At 54.2% G+C, this 19149-nt stretch carries 15 protein-coding genes and 1 CRISPR repeat array; of the genes, 1 reads left to right on the top strand and 14 read right to left on the bottom strand.

The window, feature by feature from the left end; translation table 11 throughout:
* Positions 1-12: 12 nt before the first annotated feature.
* From QEP11_RS04495 to QEP11_RS18990, 4 genes are all read right to left on the bottom strand, one after another.
* Positions 13-414, bottom strand: coding sequence for a hypothetical protein (locus tag QEP11_RS04495; RefSeq protein ID WP_284335440.1), 402 nt, complete (start codon positions 412-414; stop codon positions 13-15).
* Between the two features lie 108 nt (positions 415-522).
* Entirely contained in the window at positions 523-1293 is a 771-nt protein-coding gene (locus QEP11_RS04490) for a BRO-N domain-containing protein (protein ID WP_284335439.1), read from the bottom strand.
* 12 nt (positions 1294-1305) lie between these two features.
* Positions 1306-2115 carry a BRO-N domain-containing protein gene (locus tag QEP11_RS04485; protein WP_284335438.1) on the bottom strand — a complete coding sequence of 270 codons (810 nt, stop codon included), beginning with the start codon at positions 2113-2115 and terminating at the stop codon, positions 1306-1308.
* The gene (locus tag QEP11_RS18990; protein ID WP_349816745.1) at positions 2099-2290 is read right to left on the bottom strand and encodes an Arc family DNA-binding protein; all 192 of its coding nucleotides are present in this window, start codon (positions 2288-2290) and stop codon (positions 2099-2101) included. The genes QEP11_RS04485 and QEP11_RS18990 overlap by 17 nt, the downstream gene beginning before the upstream one ends.
* An 89-nt stretch (positions 2291-2379) precedes the next feature.
* On the opposite strand from QEP11_RS18990, the gene QEP11_RS04480 reads away from it, so the two are divergent.
* Positions 2380-2883: a helix-turn-helix domain-containing protein gene (locus QEP11_RS04480; RefSeq protein WP_284335437.1), complete on the top strand. Its 504-nt coding sequence runs from the start codon at positions 2380-2382 to the stop codon at positions 2881-2883.
* 59 nt (positions 2884-2942) lie between these two features.
* Positions 2943-3505: a CRISPR direct-repeat array (repeat unit 23 nt; unit sequence TTTCTGAGCTGCCTATACGGCAG).
* Between the two features lie 22 nt (positions 3506-3527).
* On the opposite strand, the gene QEP11_RS04475 is transcribed toward QEP11_RS04480, so the two are convergent.
* The 10 genes from QEP11_RS04475 to QEP11_RS04430 all read right to left on the bottom strand — a co-directional run bounded on the left by QEP11_RS04475 (position 3528) and on the right by QEP11_RS04430 (position 19148).
* Positions 3528-4037, bottom strand: a complete 510-nt coding sequence (locus QEP11_RS04475) for a hypothetical protein (RefSeq protein ID WP_284335436.1) — start codon at positions 4035-4037, stop codon at positions 3528-3530.
* A 136-nt stretch (positions 4038-4173) separates the two neighbouring features.
* Positions 4174-10422 carry an LPD38 domain-containing protein gene (locus QEP11_RS04470; protein WP_284335435.1) on the bottom strand — a complete coding sequence of 2083 codons (6249 nt, stop codon included), beginning with the start codon at positions 10420-10422 and terminating at the stop codon, positions 4174-4176.
* Between the two features lie 97 nt (positions 10423-10519).
* Entirely contained in the window at positions 10520-10909 is a 390-nt protein-coding gene (locus tag QEP11_RS04465; protein WP_284335434.1) for an MAPEG family protein, read from the bottom strand.
* A 104-nt stretch (positions 10910-11013) separates the two neighbouring features.
* Positions 11014-12189: a hypothetical protein gene (locus tag QEP11_RS04460; RefSeq protein ID WP_284335433.1), complete on the bottom strand. Its 1176-nt coding sequence runs from the start codon at positions 12187-12189 to the stop codon at positions 11014-11016.
* Positions 12190-13422: 1233 nt separating this feature from the next.
* Complete coding sequence (locus QEP11_RS04455; RefSeq protein ID WP_284335432.1) at positions 13423-14091, bottom strand: phage adaptor protein; 669 nt, start codon at positions 14089-14091, stop codon at positions 13423-13425.
* 17 nt (positions 14092-14108) lie between these two features.
* Positions 14109-14570, bottom strand: a complete 462-nt coding sequence (locus QEP11_RS04450) for a hypothetical protein (RefSeq protein ID WP_284335431.1) — start codon at positions 14568-14570, stop codon at positions 14109-14111.
* Between the two features lie 82 nt (positions 14571-14652).
* Positions 14653-15690 carry a N4-gp56 family major capsid protein gene (locus tag QEP11_RS04445; protein ID WP_284335430.1) on the bottom strand — a complete coding sequence of 346 codons (1038 nt, stop codon included), beginning with the start codon at positions 15688-15690 and terminating at the stop codon, positions 14653-14655.
* 26 nt (positions 15691-15716) lie between these two features.
* Positions 15717-16595 carry a hypothetical protein gene (locus QEP11_RS04440; RefSeq protein WP_284335429.1) on the bottom strand — a complete coding sequence of 293 codons (879 nt, stop codon included), beginning with the start codon at positions 16593-16595 and terminating at the stop codon, positions 15717-15719.
* A gap of 35 nt (positions 16596-16630) precedes the next feature.
* Positions 16631-16852 carry a hypothetical protein gene (locus QEP11_RS04435; RefSeq protein ID WP_284335428.1) on the bottom strand — a complete coding sequence of 74 codons (222 nt, stop codon included), beginning with the start codon at positions 16850-16852 and terminating at the stop codon, positions 16631-16633.
* Positions 16853-16970: 118 nt separating this feature from the next.
* A complete protein-coding gene (locus QEP11_RS04430) occupies positions 16971-19148 on the bottom strand; it encodes a portal protein (RefSeq protein ID WP_284335427.1) in 2178 nt (725 codons plus the stop codon).
* Between the last annotated feature and the right edge of the window lies 1 nt (position 19149).

Genomic DNA, 19149 nt, shown 5'->3' with positions numbered 1-19149 from the left:
TGTGCCCCCACATCACAAAGAGAAAATCTTGTAGGCACCATCATCCCAGCGGATTTGCACATCACCGCCTGCGGTGATCATGGGCAGGCCCGTGACCGTGTCTATATAGTCAATCAGGCGCGATGTTTCAGCTACACCGGTGTCCTTGAACAAAACGATTGCGCGCACTGTGTGCCCAGAAGGGAGTTTCAAGAATGCGATGTCCTCCGCATCAAATACACCACCATCAATGGTTTTTCCCTTAAGTTCTACGCTGCTGCCAATAATGAACGGCTCAATTTCTGTTGCAAACTCGTGCACCGTAGCAAACACATAGGCGTTCGACACCAATACCGCTTTGATGGTGTCATTCAACAAATGAAACTGCCCACTTAAAAATGCTTGCTTGGCTTTGGGGTAAAACTGGTTGGCCATGACAGGTGCTCCTGGAAATAAATTCCAGTTTCAACACCTGTAAGTGAATGACCTAACCCTAGCCGGGGCATAAAAAAACCCACCGAAGCGGGTTTGTGCCAAAGGTGGTCAGGCGACTTCCTTGCGCTCACCCAGAAGAGGAATCACAGTTCGCGACCATTTCATCTGGGTCACCGGAACACCGCTGCCATGCTTCTTGCCAGTGTCGAACAGGCGGCAGAAATCCTTACCGGCATCCGTCGCCTCCCACTTTTCGTTGAGCTTCATCTGTAGTCCGGCCTCAGCCAGCAGCAGGTTAGTCCCGCGTGCGCCGACTCCGATAGCCTTGCCTAGCTCCGTGGGCGTGTACCAGTGACCATCCTGGCTGTCAGCCTCCAAGTGTGTGTGCCCGAGTTGCTGCATCAGGTTGATATTGGTCATCTGGTAGATGGCCTGATTTGCACTGATAGCTGCTGCGTTCTTATCGCAGCCCAGCAGGCGGGCAACGCGGACAAGTGGAGCAAATGCCCTGGCTGCCTCAGCAGTCGCCTTGAGTGGTGTTGCCGCAGCCTTGGCTGTATAGCTTCCAGTCTTGCGGATGGAGGGCAGCACCTCTTCAAAGACCCAGCGCTCAAAACGCTCTGCTGCTGGAAGAGTGCTGTTCACGATCAGCCGCAGCATGTCAGGCTCGCAGATCAGGCGCGTTTCCTGCATGCGGCCTCGCGTGTCAGGGATGGGGTGCAGCTTTTGCACCCCACGGCAATGCGAGCGCATGGCAGTAGTTGGGTCAGCGTATCCAAGGGCATCTGCAATGTCCTTTCCAACAAACCAAGGCTCACCATTGATTTCCAGAGCCCTAATGCTTGCGCCTTCAAAATTATAAGGTGTGATATTGCTCATGAATGACCCTTGTTATGCAGTGATCTTTGGCAGCACTTCAACCCAGCCAGCCCTGCTCGCCCCCATCCGTGGGTCTAAGCCACGCAATGCTCGGCTAATACCCAGCACATCCGTAAACTGTTCGCTGAACGGATGGAACAACTTTCCCAGCCTCTCAATTCGAGCACCTATCTCCGCCGCTTGCTCTGCTGGCATGCCCTTCTCCATCCGTTCGTCCACGATCTCCCAGGCCACCATTTGCTTTTCGATCTGGGCAAGGTGCTGAACTGCTCCTTTGCGCATAGCAATCAGGAATTTGCCAACCTGTGCTTTGTCGCCACAATCCGTCAGGCTCATGACCGGAGTCTGCTTCTGCGCTTGTCGCTCAACCTCTCGGTCAAGCACATCAAGCACCCACTTGCGGAAGTCCTTGGCAATCTTGGTGCGGGCAAACATTGCAAGCAGGTGGGCACCACGCAGGGAGAAAACACGTGATTCCTGCTTTCCGGAAGGGGTGGTCAACTTGACCACCCCTGTCAGTTCCTGAGTGAACTCATCTGCATGGCGAGCATAGATGCGCTGAATTGCCTTTTCGTCGGAATACCCAAGGGCCCGTCCAATCTCTACTGCCTTCAAGCACTGCCTACCATCTCGCATCACAACGTCGAACGAGACGCTGTTGAAAGCCAGCTTGTTTGGATCAGGAGAAATGGTGGTACTTTTCTGTACTTTCGCGATAGAATTACTCACGATTGTTCCTTTCTTTGCGTATTGGGACACTTCACTCAACGCCTCTGGACTCCTACCTCCAGGGGCGTTTCCTTTTTTAGGCCAGCTTTCCATGCTGTGCCTCCTGCTCCACGCTGCGTATAAGGCGCATTGCAATCTCTTTCGAAAACGACCTGAACTCACTCTGTGCTCGTTGTCGCAAAAACTCCTCAATTTCCACCGGCAGCTCCAAGCCAACCTGTGTGCGCCGCTTCGATCCTAGAACTGTAGAATGGGGATATTTAATCATTGACATCCTTTGTTAAGTAACGATAACAACTTAACTTTACCATCATTTCTTAAACTTGCAAATCATTTTATAAATTTAAAGATCATTCAATGATTGAGTTCGCCTCCCGACTTCTTCACGCACGCTCTGACGCAGGCATAACCCAGCGAGAGCTATCTGAAATAACTGGAATTTCCACAGTTCAGCTTTCGCGCTACGAAAGTGGCAAAAGCACTCCTCGGCCTCCGGTTCTCATGAAGTTGGCTAAGGCTCTGGCTGTCAATCACGAATGGCTCAAAGGTGACGACACTTACGAGCGAGACGCAGTGCATGCCATCGAGCTTGAAATTCCTGACGATAAATACAAAGAGGCTCTTAAAATCTCAACAGAGATAAACGTCCCTGTGCACATGATCCTCAAGTACTTGATGCTTCTTGGTGCAAGTAGGCTCGCTCAAGCTGACGAGAAGTTTCGGCAACAATTCTCGGCTGATGCGGAACAATATCTGCAGCAAGTCATTGCGGTCAGTGGTCGCAAATTGGATTCGTTGCTTCGCCCAGTTGACACAGATACATCCAGCTCTCAAAAAAAAAGCCCATCACCTAAGTCATAACTGACTTACTTACAAAGCCCTCGCCAGAGGGCTTTGTTGTTTGCATGGTGTGCGTGTGATTTCTGAGCTGCCTATACGGCAGTGAACGTGACGCCTTGATGCATCGCTTGCTGGTCTTTTTTCTGAGCTGCCTATACGGCAGCAAACTCCGCCTTCACCTTGCACTACCAGTCCGATATTTTCTGTGCTGCCTATACGGCAGCGAACCCCTGTATTCGGCGCAGCTCTATCAGCGATGTTTTCTGAGCTGCCTATACGGCAGCGAACATGGGGCTAGCGACTGCATGTATGAGCCGATTTTTCTGAGCTGCCTATACGGCAGCGAACGTCTCGGACGTTGACACGGTTGAAGCGCAGATTTTCTGAGCTGCCTATACGGCAGTGAACCGTCAGCTGCGACCGGCTCTGCTACGTTACCCTTTCTGAGCTGCCTATACGGCAGCGAACCCCGCTTTCCCAGCCTGCAACCTTCTTCAAGTTTTCTGAGCTGCCTATACGGCAGCGAACTCACCAGCTCCTGGGGATAACCGCTCCAAAACTTTCTGAGCTGCCTATACGGCAGCGAACACTTCGCTCGAGGCTTACGCAGCCCTCCTTGTTTTCTGAGCTGCCTATACGGCAGCGAACGCAGCGCGGCTGGGATTTCACGAAGCAAGCAAGCGAATCAAGCGAATCAAAATACTGGATTGATCGTTTCGCTGTTCCTTGGTCTGCGCTTGTGCAGGCAGCAAGGATTGTGAAAGCTGTTGATTCTCAAGCTTAAGCTTTTCGATCTGTAGCTGCAATATTTCTAGTTGTGCTTTGTTAGTTGCATCTGCTCTGGGCTGAATTTCACAATGCCACTTCTTAAAGCCATAGAACATAACAACTAAAGCAACTGCCATGCAACCACCAAACAGCTTGTTGAAAAAATTTCTGTCTTTAACAGCTAATTCTGTTTGCAGTTCAAGAGCTGCAAGTTTGGCGACCTGGAAGGGTGTTGGTTTTTCCACCGCTTTAAGCTCTTCAATTTGAGGGTAGTTTATGAAGACAATCGCATTGGTCGCCTCATGTTTAGAAAAAGATGCCCAACCACAAAATATCAGCACCACCAGAGAAAATAACGCGTAGAACTTGTAAATGTTATCTGTTGGAACGGGAACCCGATCAATCATGTCTACCCTCCTTTCGGAAGATCGTAGCAAAGCGTTGATGCGGATTTACAACTCACTGCTGCACTTCTAACTCCCGCAACGGCTGTCGAATTGGTGTGGCTATGAATCTGCAATGCACTGGTCAGGTCGCCTCCCATCATCCACCTGAAATTGCCACCCTGCTCACTGCAAGCTGAGCAATCTCATGCCTACGCTGTTCAATGGCGGTCAATTGCTTGCGTTTTTGTACTGCATCCAAATTGTTGTCAGCCTCGATACGCTTGGCCAAGGCGTTCCATTGAGACAGCTGTTTGGTAGCTTGTACAACTGAGGCTCGGCGTCTGATCCAGTCTCCGTCGCTCTCCATGACCTCAGTCGCCTTACGAGAATTACCTGAAGCCAGCGCATCTCTATAAGATGCATACGCCTGCTCCACCTGCCGTGACTGCTCATACAACGCTTTGACATATCGACTGCTTCCTGTGGGCAAACTCTCCACAAAATTGCCTGCCAGGAACATATCTTTCAGACGCATCTCAGGCCGTACGCCCCGGTCCGCAGCCATGCGCAACGGGTAATCCGACACTGTCGTTGCGGCAGTTGCTATCCAGGAAAAGTACCCACGCAGAAGATGATCTATCTGCTTGGGGCTTAGCTCCGTGTACTCCCCCTTCACCAGCTGTGCTGGATCTGGCAGACCCAGCTGCCCCAGCAGGCGGGCAACTTCAGAAGTTCGTTCATTTAAGCGATCTTTTGGACGCAGCCGCTGATCAGCCAGACTCTCGATGGCACGACCAGTGAAGCTATCCTTGTTGGCATAGATATCGAGCAGGGGCTTGACCGCCTGAGGAATGGGATCCAGAGCAAATGTCTGGCTAACCATATGCGCAATGCGCTCCATGTAACGCTGACTACCCATTTCCTCGCTGAACATAGCTTCCGCCGTACGCTCAGCCAGCGTACCAATGGCGCCCACCTCGAACGGCTTGGGAATGCGATAAGCCGTCTCCCCAATCTTGAACCACCAATAGCTGTCACGGTCCCAATCTTCGCGACGCTTCCAATCCTCGTCATCAGCATAGGCAGCCAGCAAACCAAGCGATGCCATGCTCACAGCCAGAGCCACGGTCGCAAATCGCCGGGGATCATCATTGGCAGCGCGTCCAAGTTTGTACAGTCCTTGCAAGCGGGCGTTGAGAAAAGGTACTGACTGCGTCAGAAAGCGCACCACCGGTGCGCTGCCTCCCATAGAGAAGTCCATCAGATCGCGGGCCATGAAAGAAGCTTCTGCGTGGCTGTGTCCTTTGGCAATCAGACGGTCATACAGTGCTGCACGGTTGACGTTTTCGGCACGGTCACCAAACTCTGCGTATACATCGTAGAGCTCGCGCATTTGGCGCCAGAGCTTTTGGGCACCACTCTGGTCCAGCATCACTCCGGAGAGTTTTGCTGCCTGTTTGCGCGCACGGTCTGTTTGCTCCTGCGTGCCAAACTTGATCACTCCACCCGAGGCAAGCATGGAAGCATAGATCTGACTATCGCTGGCTGTCAGTTTCCAGCCCTTCGCAACATTGGCTGCAGGATTGAAGCCTAGATCCGCAATGGCCATCGATGACACCACATCTCGAATCAGATTGCGAATCTTGAATGTTGGGTTCACCGTCACACCCAGTGTGAGCAACTGCTTGGCCTTGGCCAGAGGTTTCATCAAGGGACTTGCCTGATAGTGCAATGCGCTGATGGCCTCCATAAGATAAGGATCCTCCACCATCCAGTACTCTGTTACCCCCTCACGCATCACTTTGGCCGCACCCTGGGTATCGCTAGACACTTTATAGGCCACGGCCATTTTCTCGGCTGCGTCCATAGTTGCCAGCGCTGCGCGGTTGCGCGCTGAAGCCGCATACAGATTGCCCCAGTTCAAAAGCAAGTTCTGCAGGAGGTCAGCGTTAAGCTGTTCGGTACCACCACTGAGCCTTTTCCATGCCTCTTGGTTGGTCAACCCTTTGGAGAAGCTAGGCCCTTGCAGCCCGCCCTCCTCTTCCATCAAGCGATAAAAAGGCACATAAGGCTGATCGCGCATCAAGTCATAGGCGTCCTGGTCAATCAATCCCGACTCCTTGGCCATGCGCAGCACGCTCTCATTGAAGCTGTTGAGCTGCATCAGCGCCTTGGCATAAGCCTCCTTGCGGCTGCTGCCATCTTCCATCAAGCCATCATTGAGAGTCTTGAGGTCGCTGATGTCACCGCCTGAGAACAGATTCTCGCGGTCTTGCGACTTCAATAGCTCCGCACGATGCGCAGCCACCCACGTCAGGAAGCGGTAATCCTCTCCCTTCAGGCTGGCCAGCACATTGGCAAAGCCGCCATCCTTAATATCCACATCCGGCACACCATCACGCAGGAAAGGCTTGCCGTACAGCAACGCAGCTTCCAAGGTTCCGTCACTGCCCTTGGACATGCGTGCCATCATGTACGCATGCTGATCCAGCTCTGCAATGGGTGCAAACTGATCCACCATGGCTTGCTTCATGCGCAGCCCCAAGTTGGCCTTTAGTGCATCCCAGCGCTCTCGCAGACTTGGCACCTTTTCCAGGCCGGCCACATTCTTCCATGCCGCCTCTTGGGCGGGCGTCAGCGTGCCCATGCTGGAGCGGATAGCGCCACCGGTGTGCGAACGGCTGAACAAGGTGTTGCCTAAAACATCAGCATCACTCACAATGGATTCGACCCCCTCCATGCTTTTGCGGGTAAGCGAAGCTGAAGCATGCGTAGATGTAGTAGTGGCTCTCCCCGCGACTGCATCACTGGGGGTTTTTTCATATCCAGTCACTATCCAAGCGTTGGAGCCTTTATTCTGGGTGAGCCAAACAATCGTGTTTTCGTGCGCTACACCAACACGGGTTGACTGAGCCACCTCCTTGCGGTCGAACTCACCTCCTTGCGCCACCGCCTTCACGACATCCCCCAGGTATCGGATTGCCTCTTGCTCCGAAAGCCTGTCCTTGCGCTGTCGAGCCTCAAGGATGTGCGCAATACCCATCGCTCCTTTGGTTCTGCCACTGGGTTTGATTTGCCCTTCACTCCCCCAAACAAAATCAACCCAACCCAGACCGTTGCGGTGCATAGCTCTATGCACTGTAGTTTTATCAGTGACCGCCTTGGCTAACGACTCCATACCACGAGCAATGTTTGCCTCCACTGACTTCATTGGACTCAGGCTCATCGCTGGCTTGGGATGCTCAGGCGGGTTATGGACTGTCTTGCCACCCTGTAAAACGCCCTTCTCCACCCACCTCCGTGCAGGCAACAAGTACCCTTGCACGATGTCAGCATCAGTCAATTCCAGCGTGCTAAAGCCTGGCACATGAGTGCGCAAAAAGTTTCTTATCGCTGCGATGGCACGCTGTACAAACCCAATATCAGGGCGTGTCTGAGCCATTTCAGCAAGCACCTCTTCTGCTGCGTAGGTAACATGATCTGGATTGTTCAGATCAAGCCCATATCCCAGGGCCTTAGCCTCCAGGTCTTTTGGACGCATCTTGGCTACTTGAACCAGCACCTTGTCCAAATCAGGCCCGAAGGAACCTTTTAGACCATGATGGCCCAGCACCTCGTGATACAGCACGCGGGCAGCATCAGCAGAACTTGAGAGAGCATTAGCAACCAAGTACACCTTGCCCTCATGCCAGAAACCCTCTGGCTCTCCTTGGGCACCTTGTGAACGCTGAAGCGCATCAGCTGCACGCACTGACTCAGGAACTTGAGCATCCTGCATGCTGTCAACGATGATGATGCTAGGTGCTTGAGCCCAGGCTTTGCTAAGGCTGTTGACTGTGCGTTGCACCATGGCGCGACGCAAATTAATGGCTGTAGGCTTGGTGACAACCTTGGCACTTAGGCTGTAGCGAATGTCAGGATTGAAACCATCAAAATCGCCGTTATTGCCAGTGGTGCTCTTGATCTGGGTCGGCTCAAAGGCCACCAGCTCAATGCCTGCCTCGCCCAAATCTAGCACCACGCCATCATGGCCCATGGCCTTCAAGCGCTCAGTGAATGCCTGACTGGCTGCCGTACCACCAGCCTTGATACGATCCTTTTGCGCCTGCGTCGCCACATACGGGTTGCGCACATTGGCATACACCGGCATGACGCTGGATCCATGCTTGCCCATCTTGCGCTGGGCATATTCAGACGCGGTCACGGGATCACTCGCCAGGTACACCCCTTGGCCCAGCCACCCATGATCCTTGCGAGTTGGGTGGTTCAGGTCGAAGGCGGTTATGTCTTCTCGCGTTCCGTGATAGAGGGGAAGTGGCGCTCCATCCACCCCCGTAGGTCCGGAGGACCCTGAAAACGTAAGTTGAGATATGCGTAAAGGCGATCCATCCGGTCCCGTAGGCCCGCTGGTCCCTGTGAACGTCGCATCCTGCCCCACCTTACCTGCATGCGCAGCTCGTACACCAGTAGACGTATCCAAGCCCGCCTCTCGCTGTACGCCAGGCAGTGCCAGCGCTCCTCCCGTGTTGCCCACACTGGCTGCGCCTCTCCCAGGGGCTGCGTCGTGCACCCGTAGTGCCGCTCTATCCTCTGGCGCAATGCCTTGGGCCCCATCAGGGTTCGTGGTTCCCCCAGCAATAGGAACTTCTGCATATCGGCTATCAACAGCCGCCCCCACATCACCCGATCCCTGTAGTCGTCGAACGTCAACTGCTCCTGCTGCGGCGTCCTGCGCGGCATTGGAAGTGGAATCTGCTTGAGAGGCTTCATGCCCAGCATTCTGCCAGTCTCCATACCAATCCTTGAAGGCTCTGGATTGCGTTTGATCAGCACTTGCTTGTGGGCTGGACATCGCCTGTACTGGCACGTCACTTTGCTGGGGAGATTGTGCTGCGAAAGCAGAGGCTTCTGGATCGTTCTGCGCTAGCGAATGTGCAGCGCTGTCTGCGGGTTGAGTAACAGGTACTTCTTCAGTCTGCGACTGGTCAAGATGCACTTGCGCGCCATCTGCTCCCTCTACTTGTTGCGAAGTAACAGGCGTTGACGCTTGGCCTTGCGCCTGCAACGGCGAATCTGTTTGCGGTTTATCGTCGATAGGCGTGGAGGCACCATAGTTTTGCAGTGGTAGTGGCGTGAAGGGGAGTTCTTGGGTATAGGATGTATCGGCAGTTGGCTCAGATACCTCGGGGGTCTGCGCATCTTGGAGTGGTGATTCCAAGAGCTGAGCATTGCGTTGCTCCATGTCACGACCAATGGCATCTTCCATTTGAGGATTGATAGGCTGCTCTGGTGTCGGATGCGCGTTAGAACTTTGTCCGGAGGTCGTCGGCGGCACCAGAGACAGTTCATCTTTGACCGTGTCCGGAGCTGTTTGAACAGATGCAGCTGCGCGCCCTTCATCCACGGCAGCAGCAGCAACTTTTGAGAGAGGGCCATTCTCAGGATCGAGCCCCAGATCCTCGCTGGGTTTACGAGCTGCGCTGTGATTCTGACGAGTCAGCAAAGAAGTCCCAGCACCGGTTGTGCCACCAAGAACACCACCCAGAGTGGCGGCTCCTGCAACACCCTTGCTTGGATCAAGGTCTGGGTTGAATGGAACAGCAGCACGCTGGCCTTCGTACTGAGTCACACCTTCTTCGATAGCCTCCTGAACACCTTCTACTGCTCCAGTTTTGAGTGCACGAGAGACAACGCCACCACCAAAGCCCTTGGCACCTGCCACCAAACGCTCTGCCCCGACAAGACCGCCAGCAGCGCCAATAGCTGCTGGAATCAAACTCGCACCACGGGCTGCAGCAACCGCCTGCTCATCTGTCGCTCCGCCTTCACGCGACAATTCATAGGCTGTCCCTGCTGCATCACCACCAGCTGCAGCCGCGCCTAAACCGGCACCCGCAGCCAGGCCTGCACGACTGGCCCCTTTGGCACCGAGACCTGCAATACCTGCCAGCGCTTTGGCTTTAGACACGCCCAGCCCTGGAACAGCAAAAGAGCCTGCAGCCTGTGCCGCCGCAAGCAATGGGTTACGTGCTGCATAGCCCAGCGTTGCAGAGACTTCGTCACCCATTCCCTGGGCTTGCTGCATCTCCTGGGCATAGCGTGCTTTCTCGGCCTTGACTACATCAGACTGTGCAGCTTCCCCCGCTTCAATGATGTTCTTGTCAATCCACTGCGATGCAGCATTGCCAGGGCTGGCAAAGTTAAAAGTGGCTGATACCGTGCCGGCAGCCGAATTGGCAGCCTCGATCACTGTGTCATTGAGGGCTGCTCTCAGGGAGCGCTTGGGAGCTAATGGCTGCTTGCCAAATTCAGGATCTGCAAACGGGTTGCCATTACCTGTTTTGCCATTTTTAGGCTGCTTGCTTAGACCAAAAGCAGGATCTGCAAAGGGATTGGGAGTGCTCATGCTCCCACTTTGCTAACTTGTCAGCTCAAACACTATCCCTAGCCGGGGCCTGTAAACCCATTTAGGCGAGCCAGGGATGATGTGCTGGAGCGAGTTCTTATAGGAAGAACTGTGCGATACAAGAAGCAATGCCCAAAGCCCAGATCACGGATCTTAAGCTGGCATAGTCATTCAGATACGCCCAGATATAGCCAATTCGCAGGACGATAAATGCAGCCGCAAAAGCGTCAACCAAATGCTGAGGAGCACTATGCTGCTGAGCCACCAGAACACCAGCAATAAAGAGTGGCAATGCTTCAAAGCTATTGAGTTGTGCCGCATGAGCACGTGCTTGCCAGCCCTCGAGGCCAGCCATCCAAGCTCGAGGGTTATGGTTATCAAAACCACCATCTTGCTTATCCTTGCCAAAGCTTCGGGACTTGGCGATACCAGCACAGACTATTGGAAGCAAGCAGGCAACCAAGATGCAAATTTCTGCGAGAGTCATGATAGCTAGGGAAAGAAATTGAAGGTTGTAGCAATTTAACAGCCTTAACTAACACCCTCCCGTCAGACTAATCAGCTTCTATCAAGAACTCGCTAGAAAATATTTCAACGTCCCAAATACCGGGCTGCAGCACCCTTGCCATGTTGCTCATCAAAGAAGGCTGCCAATTTGGGATCCTTGCGCAATGCATCAATGTGGTTCGCTGGAGGCTCTGAAGACATTGATCCAACTGGTACCTGCTGGGCAGTGCCATCCTCTAGCACACGTATCAAGGCCTGTCCCCCGCGAACCACCGCACCCATCTCATTGGTAGTGTCTGGCAAGTTCACAGTCTGCATCCTGTCCGCCGCAGTCTTACCTGCCAGTGCAGACAGCGACCGCTGCGCAAGTGCACGCTGCTCTGACGTAGCGTTCGGATCAAGCAGCGTATTGCGCAACTGCTCTTGCTGTGCTGCTGCGCGATGGGCAAAACCCTGCGTGGTCAGATCACCTTTCAGCCGGGCTGCATCCATCAAGCTACGCTGCCCTTCGCGCTGGTTCGCGCCATCTTGGCGCATGGATTCACCAATCAACCCTGCGTTTTGCTGCATGGTCGCTACGTCAGCTTGCGTTTGTCCTCCGGTCATGGCCGCAATGTCTGCAGCTGCAGCTTTTTGGTACGCTGCCTGAGCCGCAAGCCCAGATCCTTTTGGTGCCCAATGGGACTTATGGATCAAACTACTTGCATCCATTTTCTGGCGTCGCAGCATCTCTCGTGCGGTCCAGTCGTTGCCGCTGTGGGTGGCAGTAGGTGCTCTTACCTGCTGGGCCTGTTGGCCCAGTTGTAAGTCTGCTGCCTCAACCAGGGATCTACGCCCAGCCAAACCTTCAGCAGCCTCCATGTTTTGCGCAGAGGGTTTCAGTGCTGGCACTGCGTTAAGGGCGCTAGCCGCTTCTGCTGTCCCTGCATAACTATCGCCAACGCGGTAAATGCCTGGTGATACTTGGCTTGCACCATTCACAAATGAAGGTTCTGGTTTTGATGCGGGCGTAGCTGGCGTTGGCGTTACCTGCTGTGCCGTATCCACTGCACTCATTGATGGAGCCGCAACAGCAGGTTTTGCTGGAGCACCAGGATTGCCACCGAAGGCCACCCCACTGCGCGGATTGCGCACTGCCTGCGAATAGGCATCCTCAGCCTCTTTCTCTCTGCCTGCGCTGGTCGGCGTGCTTTGACGGTACCAGGGAGTCTTGGCCGCCTGCCAGTTGTCATACGCTTGTTGGGTTGGATTGCTAGCCATGGATAGAGCCTCGCTTGTTTGCTTTGGCTCCAAGTCTGTTGGGATAAGTGGCTACAACGAAACCCTAGCCGGGGCATTAAAAAAACCCGACGAAGCGGGTTTGAGTTAAACGAATCTATCTAAGCTGCCTGTGCAGCAGCGAACGAGACATGGTGTGCATGCTGTGTAAACCAGATTTTCTGAGCTGCCTATACAGCAGCGAACAGCTAACGAGATGCGCAGGGCTATCTCCGTCATTTTCTGAGCTGCCTATACGGCAGCGAACATTGCGCGCTGCTTGCTGTATTAATCCTCCATTTTCTTAGCTGCCTATACGGCAGCGAACTCACCAGCTCCTGGGGATCACCGCTCCAAAACTTTCTGAGCTGCCTATACGGCAGCGAACACTTCGCTCGGGGCTTACGCAGCCCTCCTTGTTTTCTGAGCTGCCTATACGGCAGTGAACGCGTGGCTCGAAACCTTGCAGGGTAACGATCTTTTCTGAGCTGCCTATACGGCAGCGAACCAACTGCGGCAGAGTTACTGCATACGCGGCATTTTCTGAGCTGCCTATACGGCAGCGATCGTTGGGACTTAGTAAGGTTCCGGGCCCCGTTCTTTCTGAGCTGCCTGTACGGCATGGAACAAGAAAACGTAGTCAGTCTAATACTGGACTGCGGCTCCACCTCTAAAAGTTCCATTTCTCAGTTCTTGCCCCAATTGGTACCCGCCGCTGCTTTGGCTACGATACAGCTCCTTACACAACCATTGACAAGGAAGGTTCGTATGAGTGTGAAAGAGTACTTTGAAGAAAACCTCAGAATGCTTTCGCCCCAGAAAAATCCTATTTCCTGGAACATGAACAATGGCCTGTACGCTCTTGCCAAGCAAGCATGAAGATCTTGTCGGCAAACTTGCGGTTACCTATCACGAAATTCAATGTCTGAAGCAAGAGAATCAATTATTGCGTTTCCGTTGCTGCAAAACTAAAACACCATTGCGAAACAGGCGTGCGTTTAGATGCGGATTTTTGATTGTTCATATGCCAGACATTCAAAACGATGTCCGCTATGCAGCCTTTTTGTGGCTTTGCTTTGCCTTCTTAATAGTGATGTCTGACCGTCTTCTATGTACTGTGGACTGTGCCACTTGAAGTGACAAGCAATTGAATCAGTAATAAACACCAATGGGAAGGCCAAGCCCGTGGACACCGTTGGGGAGGATAGCCAATGTGTTGGTTCCCCCCAGCACCCCTCAAGCAATCGGCCCCGGCAACACACTCTCTGCTTGGCGCATCCAAGTTTCATTGCGTGCACTCACCTTGGAGCCGAACTCGGCTTCAAACCGGCGCAGGCACAGCGCGGCTTTGGTGTCGTTGTACAGGTCGTTGTCTTCGCGGCTGTAGGCGCGAAACAGCATCCATTCGACCAGCCCAGCATGGTGCTCTGCACGGATCTCCGGCTCATCATCATCGCCAGCCAGAACCTTCGGCAAACGAGAGACAGTCAATCGCAGCGTCACTGCATTACTGGGCTTAGGGTACAGATACAAGCTGTTGCTATCCATGCCTGTGACCAAATACATAGGCGAAGCGCAGCGCTCATCGTCTTCCCAGCCAGGAATGGAGTCATCCAGCCATTGCGCATCCACAGATCGCACCGGTTGAGCGCCAATGTAGGCACGGCGAATGGTCAGCACCTGACCATCAAGGGAAATCGAACGCTGACCTGGCGCCAGCTCATGCGTGCACATTGGCCCTGTGGAGTCCAGCAGCAACTCACTGCGGCGGCAGGCTTCCACCTGCGCCTCATTGGCGTAGAGGATCAACTCTTCATTTGTGCTGAATATGTCCCCATGGTTCTTGCCTGAGACTTTATCAAGAGACTGCGTTCGATAAAGACTGATCAGTTCTTTGACCTTCATGGCGCCAATCCCTGCTGCTAAGAGGCCAATACTGAGCGCAGCCAGGCCGCACCGCGTGGATTGTCATCACGGTTAACCTGGAAGGGATAGCGCAGGCTGTGGTGTGAGGTCAAACGATTCATGGCTTCGCCCAGACGATCATCCAGTGTCTGCTCGTATCCGGTTTCCTTGGCGCGTGCCAGACGTTCCACATACTTGCGCTTGACCACAATCGGCACATCGCGCTTGAACATCTGGATGACCCCATTGACCGCGACTTGCACAAACATGTGCTCGTTGTCTTTTCCGCTGGACATCACTGTCACCATCACCGGCTCATTCATGAAGGCCTCGTATTCAGCGGACGCCATATCCGGAATCGGGTTATCAATGATCTCGCTCGTGAAGTCAGGCACAACGCCAAACTCCATGGTATTGCTCGCGCCCAGGTATTCGTTGGTCGAATCGACTGCAGGCTTTTTAGGTTGAGAGGTAGCCATATCAACTTTCGGCAAAGGTTGGAAGATTTGGCAACCCCCGAGAGATTGTCATCAGCTCGGGGGTTGATGTGGGCACGTACCCTTACAAGGCTGTCACCCCTGCTTCAGCGACGGCCATCCAGCCTTCGTTGAGCATGGTGCATTCCATGTAGAACTTGGCACCCACGTAGCCACGCTGGCCCAGCGGATCGGACTTATCCTTGACGCCGGGAGCGATGTAAGTGGGGTCAATTGAGTTCACACCTCGCAATGCCACCTGGCCGTATGCATCCTCGCCCACCATGATGAACGGGTACACATCGACCTTGGTGTCACCTGTCAGGCCTGTCGAACCAATCAAGGCACCCGCATCCAAGTAAGGCGAAAGCTCAGGCGTAGTCACAAAGCGGAAGTTTTCGCAACTGCCCAACTCATAAGGTGAAATAGGCGTGCGTGTACCGTACTCACTGGTGTGCGTAAAGCCTTCGAGATCGCGGATATCCGCTTCTGCGTCGGTATGCACGAACACCACATAAGCAGCTTCCACGGGACGTGTGGCAATCTTGGGGCCAGCATCCAGAACACCGGTGATGCGCTTGGCATGGTTGGCCTGAAGATTGCGGCTGATCTTGCGAAGCAGTTTCAACTCAATATTTTTGGACACCGTGGCACGCGAAGAGCCCCCGCCCGCATAGAAAACATTCGTACATGCCTTGAGCACACCGTAGCGGATCATCTCGCGCACCAAAGCAATGCGTTCACCAGTCTGCTTTTTCATCTCAGCTGGCACATCGTCTTCGTAGGTGTCCGCAACCACATCGGTCAGCTGATACAGACAACCGTACTGCTTGAGCGTCACAGAAATATCCTGTGGCGTCAGGCTGTCCGCTTGCGGAGTCACGCCTTCAATGAGCATATGGTTTGCCGGATCAGCCTTCGGGCGGTTGATCGAGTTGGCGTTCGCCGCAGATGCCCCGTAAGGCAGATAGCGTCGATGCACGACCGTCAAACCGCTGTTCTTGGGAATTTGGCGTTGCTGCCCACACATGCCCAGAACTTCAGCCGGCACTGCATGTTTAAGAATATCCCCCTTGAGTTTGCCGAGACGGGCTGCTGGGGATCCAGAGGTAAATTGAGCCATGTTCTTTCTCCGTGTACCGCGCTCACTTATTTAGAGTTAAACGCGGCCTCAAAAGCTTCTTCTTCGGTGAGCTCAGCCGTTGGGCGCTGTGCTTGACTGGTCGGCGTCACAGCAGCCTGCAGCCGCTGCTTGCCCTTGGCTGCTTTGTTAGCGGCCTCGGCTCTGGCGGTGCTCCACTGTGAATACTGGCCAATCACTGCAGCCAGGCGGTCTGCGGTATCAGCAACTTCAAACTCTTGCTGCACTTCGTGCGGTTGCGCCCCCAGCCACAGGTTGAATTCCTGTGACTGCACGGTCTGTCGCCACCCCTTGTGCATGCGATCCATCACAGCCAGCTCAATATCCACGGGATCCAGCGCGGCAGGTGTAGGTACAGCGTCCCTGGCCTCGGTCTGCTGCTGCTCTACCTGCGGGGCCTCCTTCGGTTTCGATGCCTGTGGGATCACGGCCTGAACGTACTGAGCTATCTCCGGAAAGTCTTTCGCGAACTGCTCCAACTCAGGGTTGGCTGGTACGGGCGCAGCTGACTGCGGCGGCACCTGGGATTGCGCTGGGGCTTCGGCCTTTTTGCGGAGAAGATCACCGATGCGGCCATTTGCCTTGCGTAACTGCAGTTCGAGATCAGACACCTTGGAGGCTTGCTCAAACAGTCGTAGCACTTCGCTTCGCTTGAAACCATCAAACACCTCAGGATCTTCTTCAGCAGGGGCAGCAGGCTGCTCTTGCTGGGCTCCTGGTGTGGTCGCTGTTTCTTGTTCGGCGTGCTCCTCGGGCTGAAGTTGTTCAGCGGATGCCGCGGCACTGGCTGGTGTTGCCGTTGCGGGGGCTTCCGACGCTGGTAACTCTTTGCCTGCGAAGCTCGCCTCAAACGCGGCTTCTTGCTCTAACTGCTCTTGTGCGTTCATGCGCTTGCACTCCTAAACTTCAAGGTTAGCCACGGTCAGTAGTCCATAGGATCGACGGTGACGTTGTGTGCTGGGTTTACCTTTTCAGGCAAGGCCAGCAGCTCCTTCCACACAGCGATACGTCCGCGCAGCTCTGCTGTGCGTATTGCATCCATGGAGGCGCTGTCGTTCTTCTCACGCAACACGCAAAGCTGCTCTCCGGCTTTCGCTGCAATTGCTTTCCATGTTGGTGAGCTGAAGTCCAGTGGCTGTGTCATGCCCTGCAGTGTCCAGATGCCTGCGCATTTAATGAAACCCTAGGCGGGGGAGACCTCAAGAACTCACAAAACAAAACCCTCCGAGCTTTCGCAGGGAGGGTTGCTTTTGTGGCCGCAATCAAGAATTCACGCCGTCTGCCTCTGGTGTTTCTATACCCTGGTGCAATCCAACTGATGGACTGGCAGGTGTTGTGGGATTGGTGTTCTGTGGCACATCGATAGCCTGCCCCGCAGCGCTGGCCTGCGGCACCATGGGTGCTGCGTTCTGGTCTACAAAGCCAATCGTGCCCAGCACACCGTCTGCAGTGGTAGCAGTGCCAGGTACTTGCTCTATGACCTGCGCCGTCTGCACAGCACCATAGACAGTCTCTCCGCGAATGCCCACTGTTTGAGCCTGTTTCTTTTCGGCATCAGCCAGCTTGTCCGTAGCCTGAGCCTCCAGCAGCTTGGCCTTGGCCTGCGCCGTAGGATCAACTTGCGCGGACTGCTGCCGCTTTTCTGGCGACAGCTTGAAGTTCTTCACTTCCAGGCGCTGACCCTTGACCAGTTCCTCGGCCAGCAACTCCGGATCCAGGCCATAGACCGGGTTCGCGGACACTGACAACAGTGTGGTCAAGAACTGCTGCTGGGCATCACGCTCAACCAGTGCCGAAGAAGCCCGCACTTCTATCTCGAAGTCACCCTTGATGCTTTCGTCCTCGCTGTAAGTCATCATCCAGTCAAAGTAGCGCTGGATATGCGGGCGAGTCATGTAGTCGTCAAAGCGCTTGGCCAGTCTGCGCAGCACACTGGTTGCATTGTTGTTTTGCATCTGCATGCCGCCCAGGGTGTTAGGAGCATCGCCACGGATACCCTGCAACATCGCAGGCATGCCTGTGGTGTCCTCAGCCATCTTGAGCGCGAAGTTGATGATGTTCATCAGCTCGTTTTGCACGCTGGTCACACTAAAACTGGCAAAGGCGCCCCGTACATCTGCAACGTCAGATGAGGTCTCAGCACGCCATACCTTGCCCGGACGAATCGTGAAATTTCCATCAACAGGGGTAATGCCGTTGCCGATCACAATTTGAGGCGAAGCTGACAAGCCACCGTTATCCATCATGGCGCGCACCGCTCCATTGAGCATGCGCTGCACGGTCCGGATCTGCCGACCGATGCCAACACCCCAGGGCATACCTGGCCTACGCTGCCAAGCCAGCACGTCATACGGGAACTCACCATCTTCTTGTGGGCTGAGCACCAACTTGACGATCATGTCGTTGATAACCACTGCCATCGTCGGCAATCGCTCGTCTTCTTCTTCGTCAAGCTCAACACCCATTGCGCGCAGACTGTCTCTTGCGCAATGACCGTAGAAGATCCACATTTCGTACTCGTCTTCATTCGGTCGATACACCGCCTCCGTGCCCTGGCGTGTTCGTCCTGGTCCCTGTTTGAGCGCTTTGCGTATAGCTTCCGCATCGTAGCTACTGTCTTTGAGCAACTCTTTTAGCTTGCGCCGACCAATATAGTCCCGCTCCCAGGTATAGCTTCCGTTGTGAACGTCTTCTCCGCATGCTGGATCTGGAAAGAAGTTCCAGCAATCGATCCGTTTGCTCGCAGGCTTGACCTCTTGCGCCTTCACATAATGGATATGCCCTGTGACGGGATGCTTGTACGGCATACGCACCTGACGCAACACCGGGAAAGGCCCCTTGAGCACACCCGCCCCAATACGCGCCGCGTCCTCGATCAGCTGACGTACTTCACCGTGCCAATTGCTCTCAACCAAAGGATCGTCAATAGCTGATTGCATCTTCAGTGCAGCTTCTTTGGCGGCCTCCACCTGCTGCACAACGAACTGCTCCATGGTTGCGCGGTCATATAGCGGCCCCATCACCTCACGCAATTGATTCAACATTGCGTCGGAGAGCTTGGGAATCGGCGTGGCCTTGATCTGCCAACTACGGTCGTCTGTGGGCAGCAACATATCAGCAACGCGTGCGCTGGCTGCATCCACATAGGAGCGGGTTATGTTCAAGAACATTACCGAACGTAGTTGCTGGCTATCAGGTTTGGCATCCACACCAATGTTCTTGCTGCGATACAGCTGGTTGGCAGTCTGAAAAGCCCGGTTGGCATCATCGATCCCCTGGTAGTGCTCTTCATCCTCTGTCCACTCTGTTTCAATGCCAGAGCCAGCACGCCCAGCAATAGCCTCTGAACGCTTGCTCAGCAACGTCTGCAGAAAAGCGCTTTTGTCCAGGTCTTCGCCTTCAGATTGCTTAGGCGCTTCGTTATGTGCAATGGCTTGCATG

This window comes from Comamonas halotolerans (assembly GCF_030162935.1).
Classification (GTDB): domain Bacteria; phylum Pseudomonadota; class Gammaproteobacteria; order Burkholderiales; family Burkholderiaceae_C; genus Comamonas; species Comamonas halotolerans.
The sequence above is the reverse complement of the archived record's forward strand: the minus strand, read 5'-3'. Positions and strand labels throughout refer to the sequence as shown.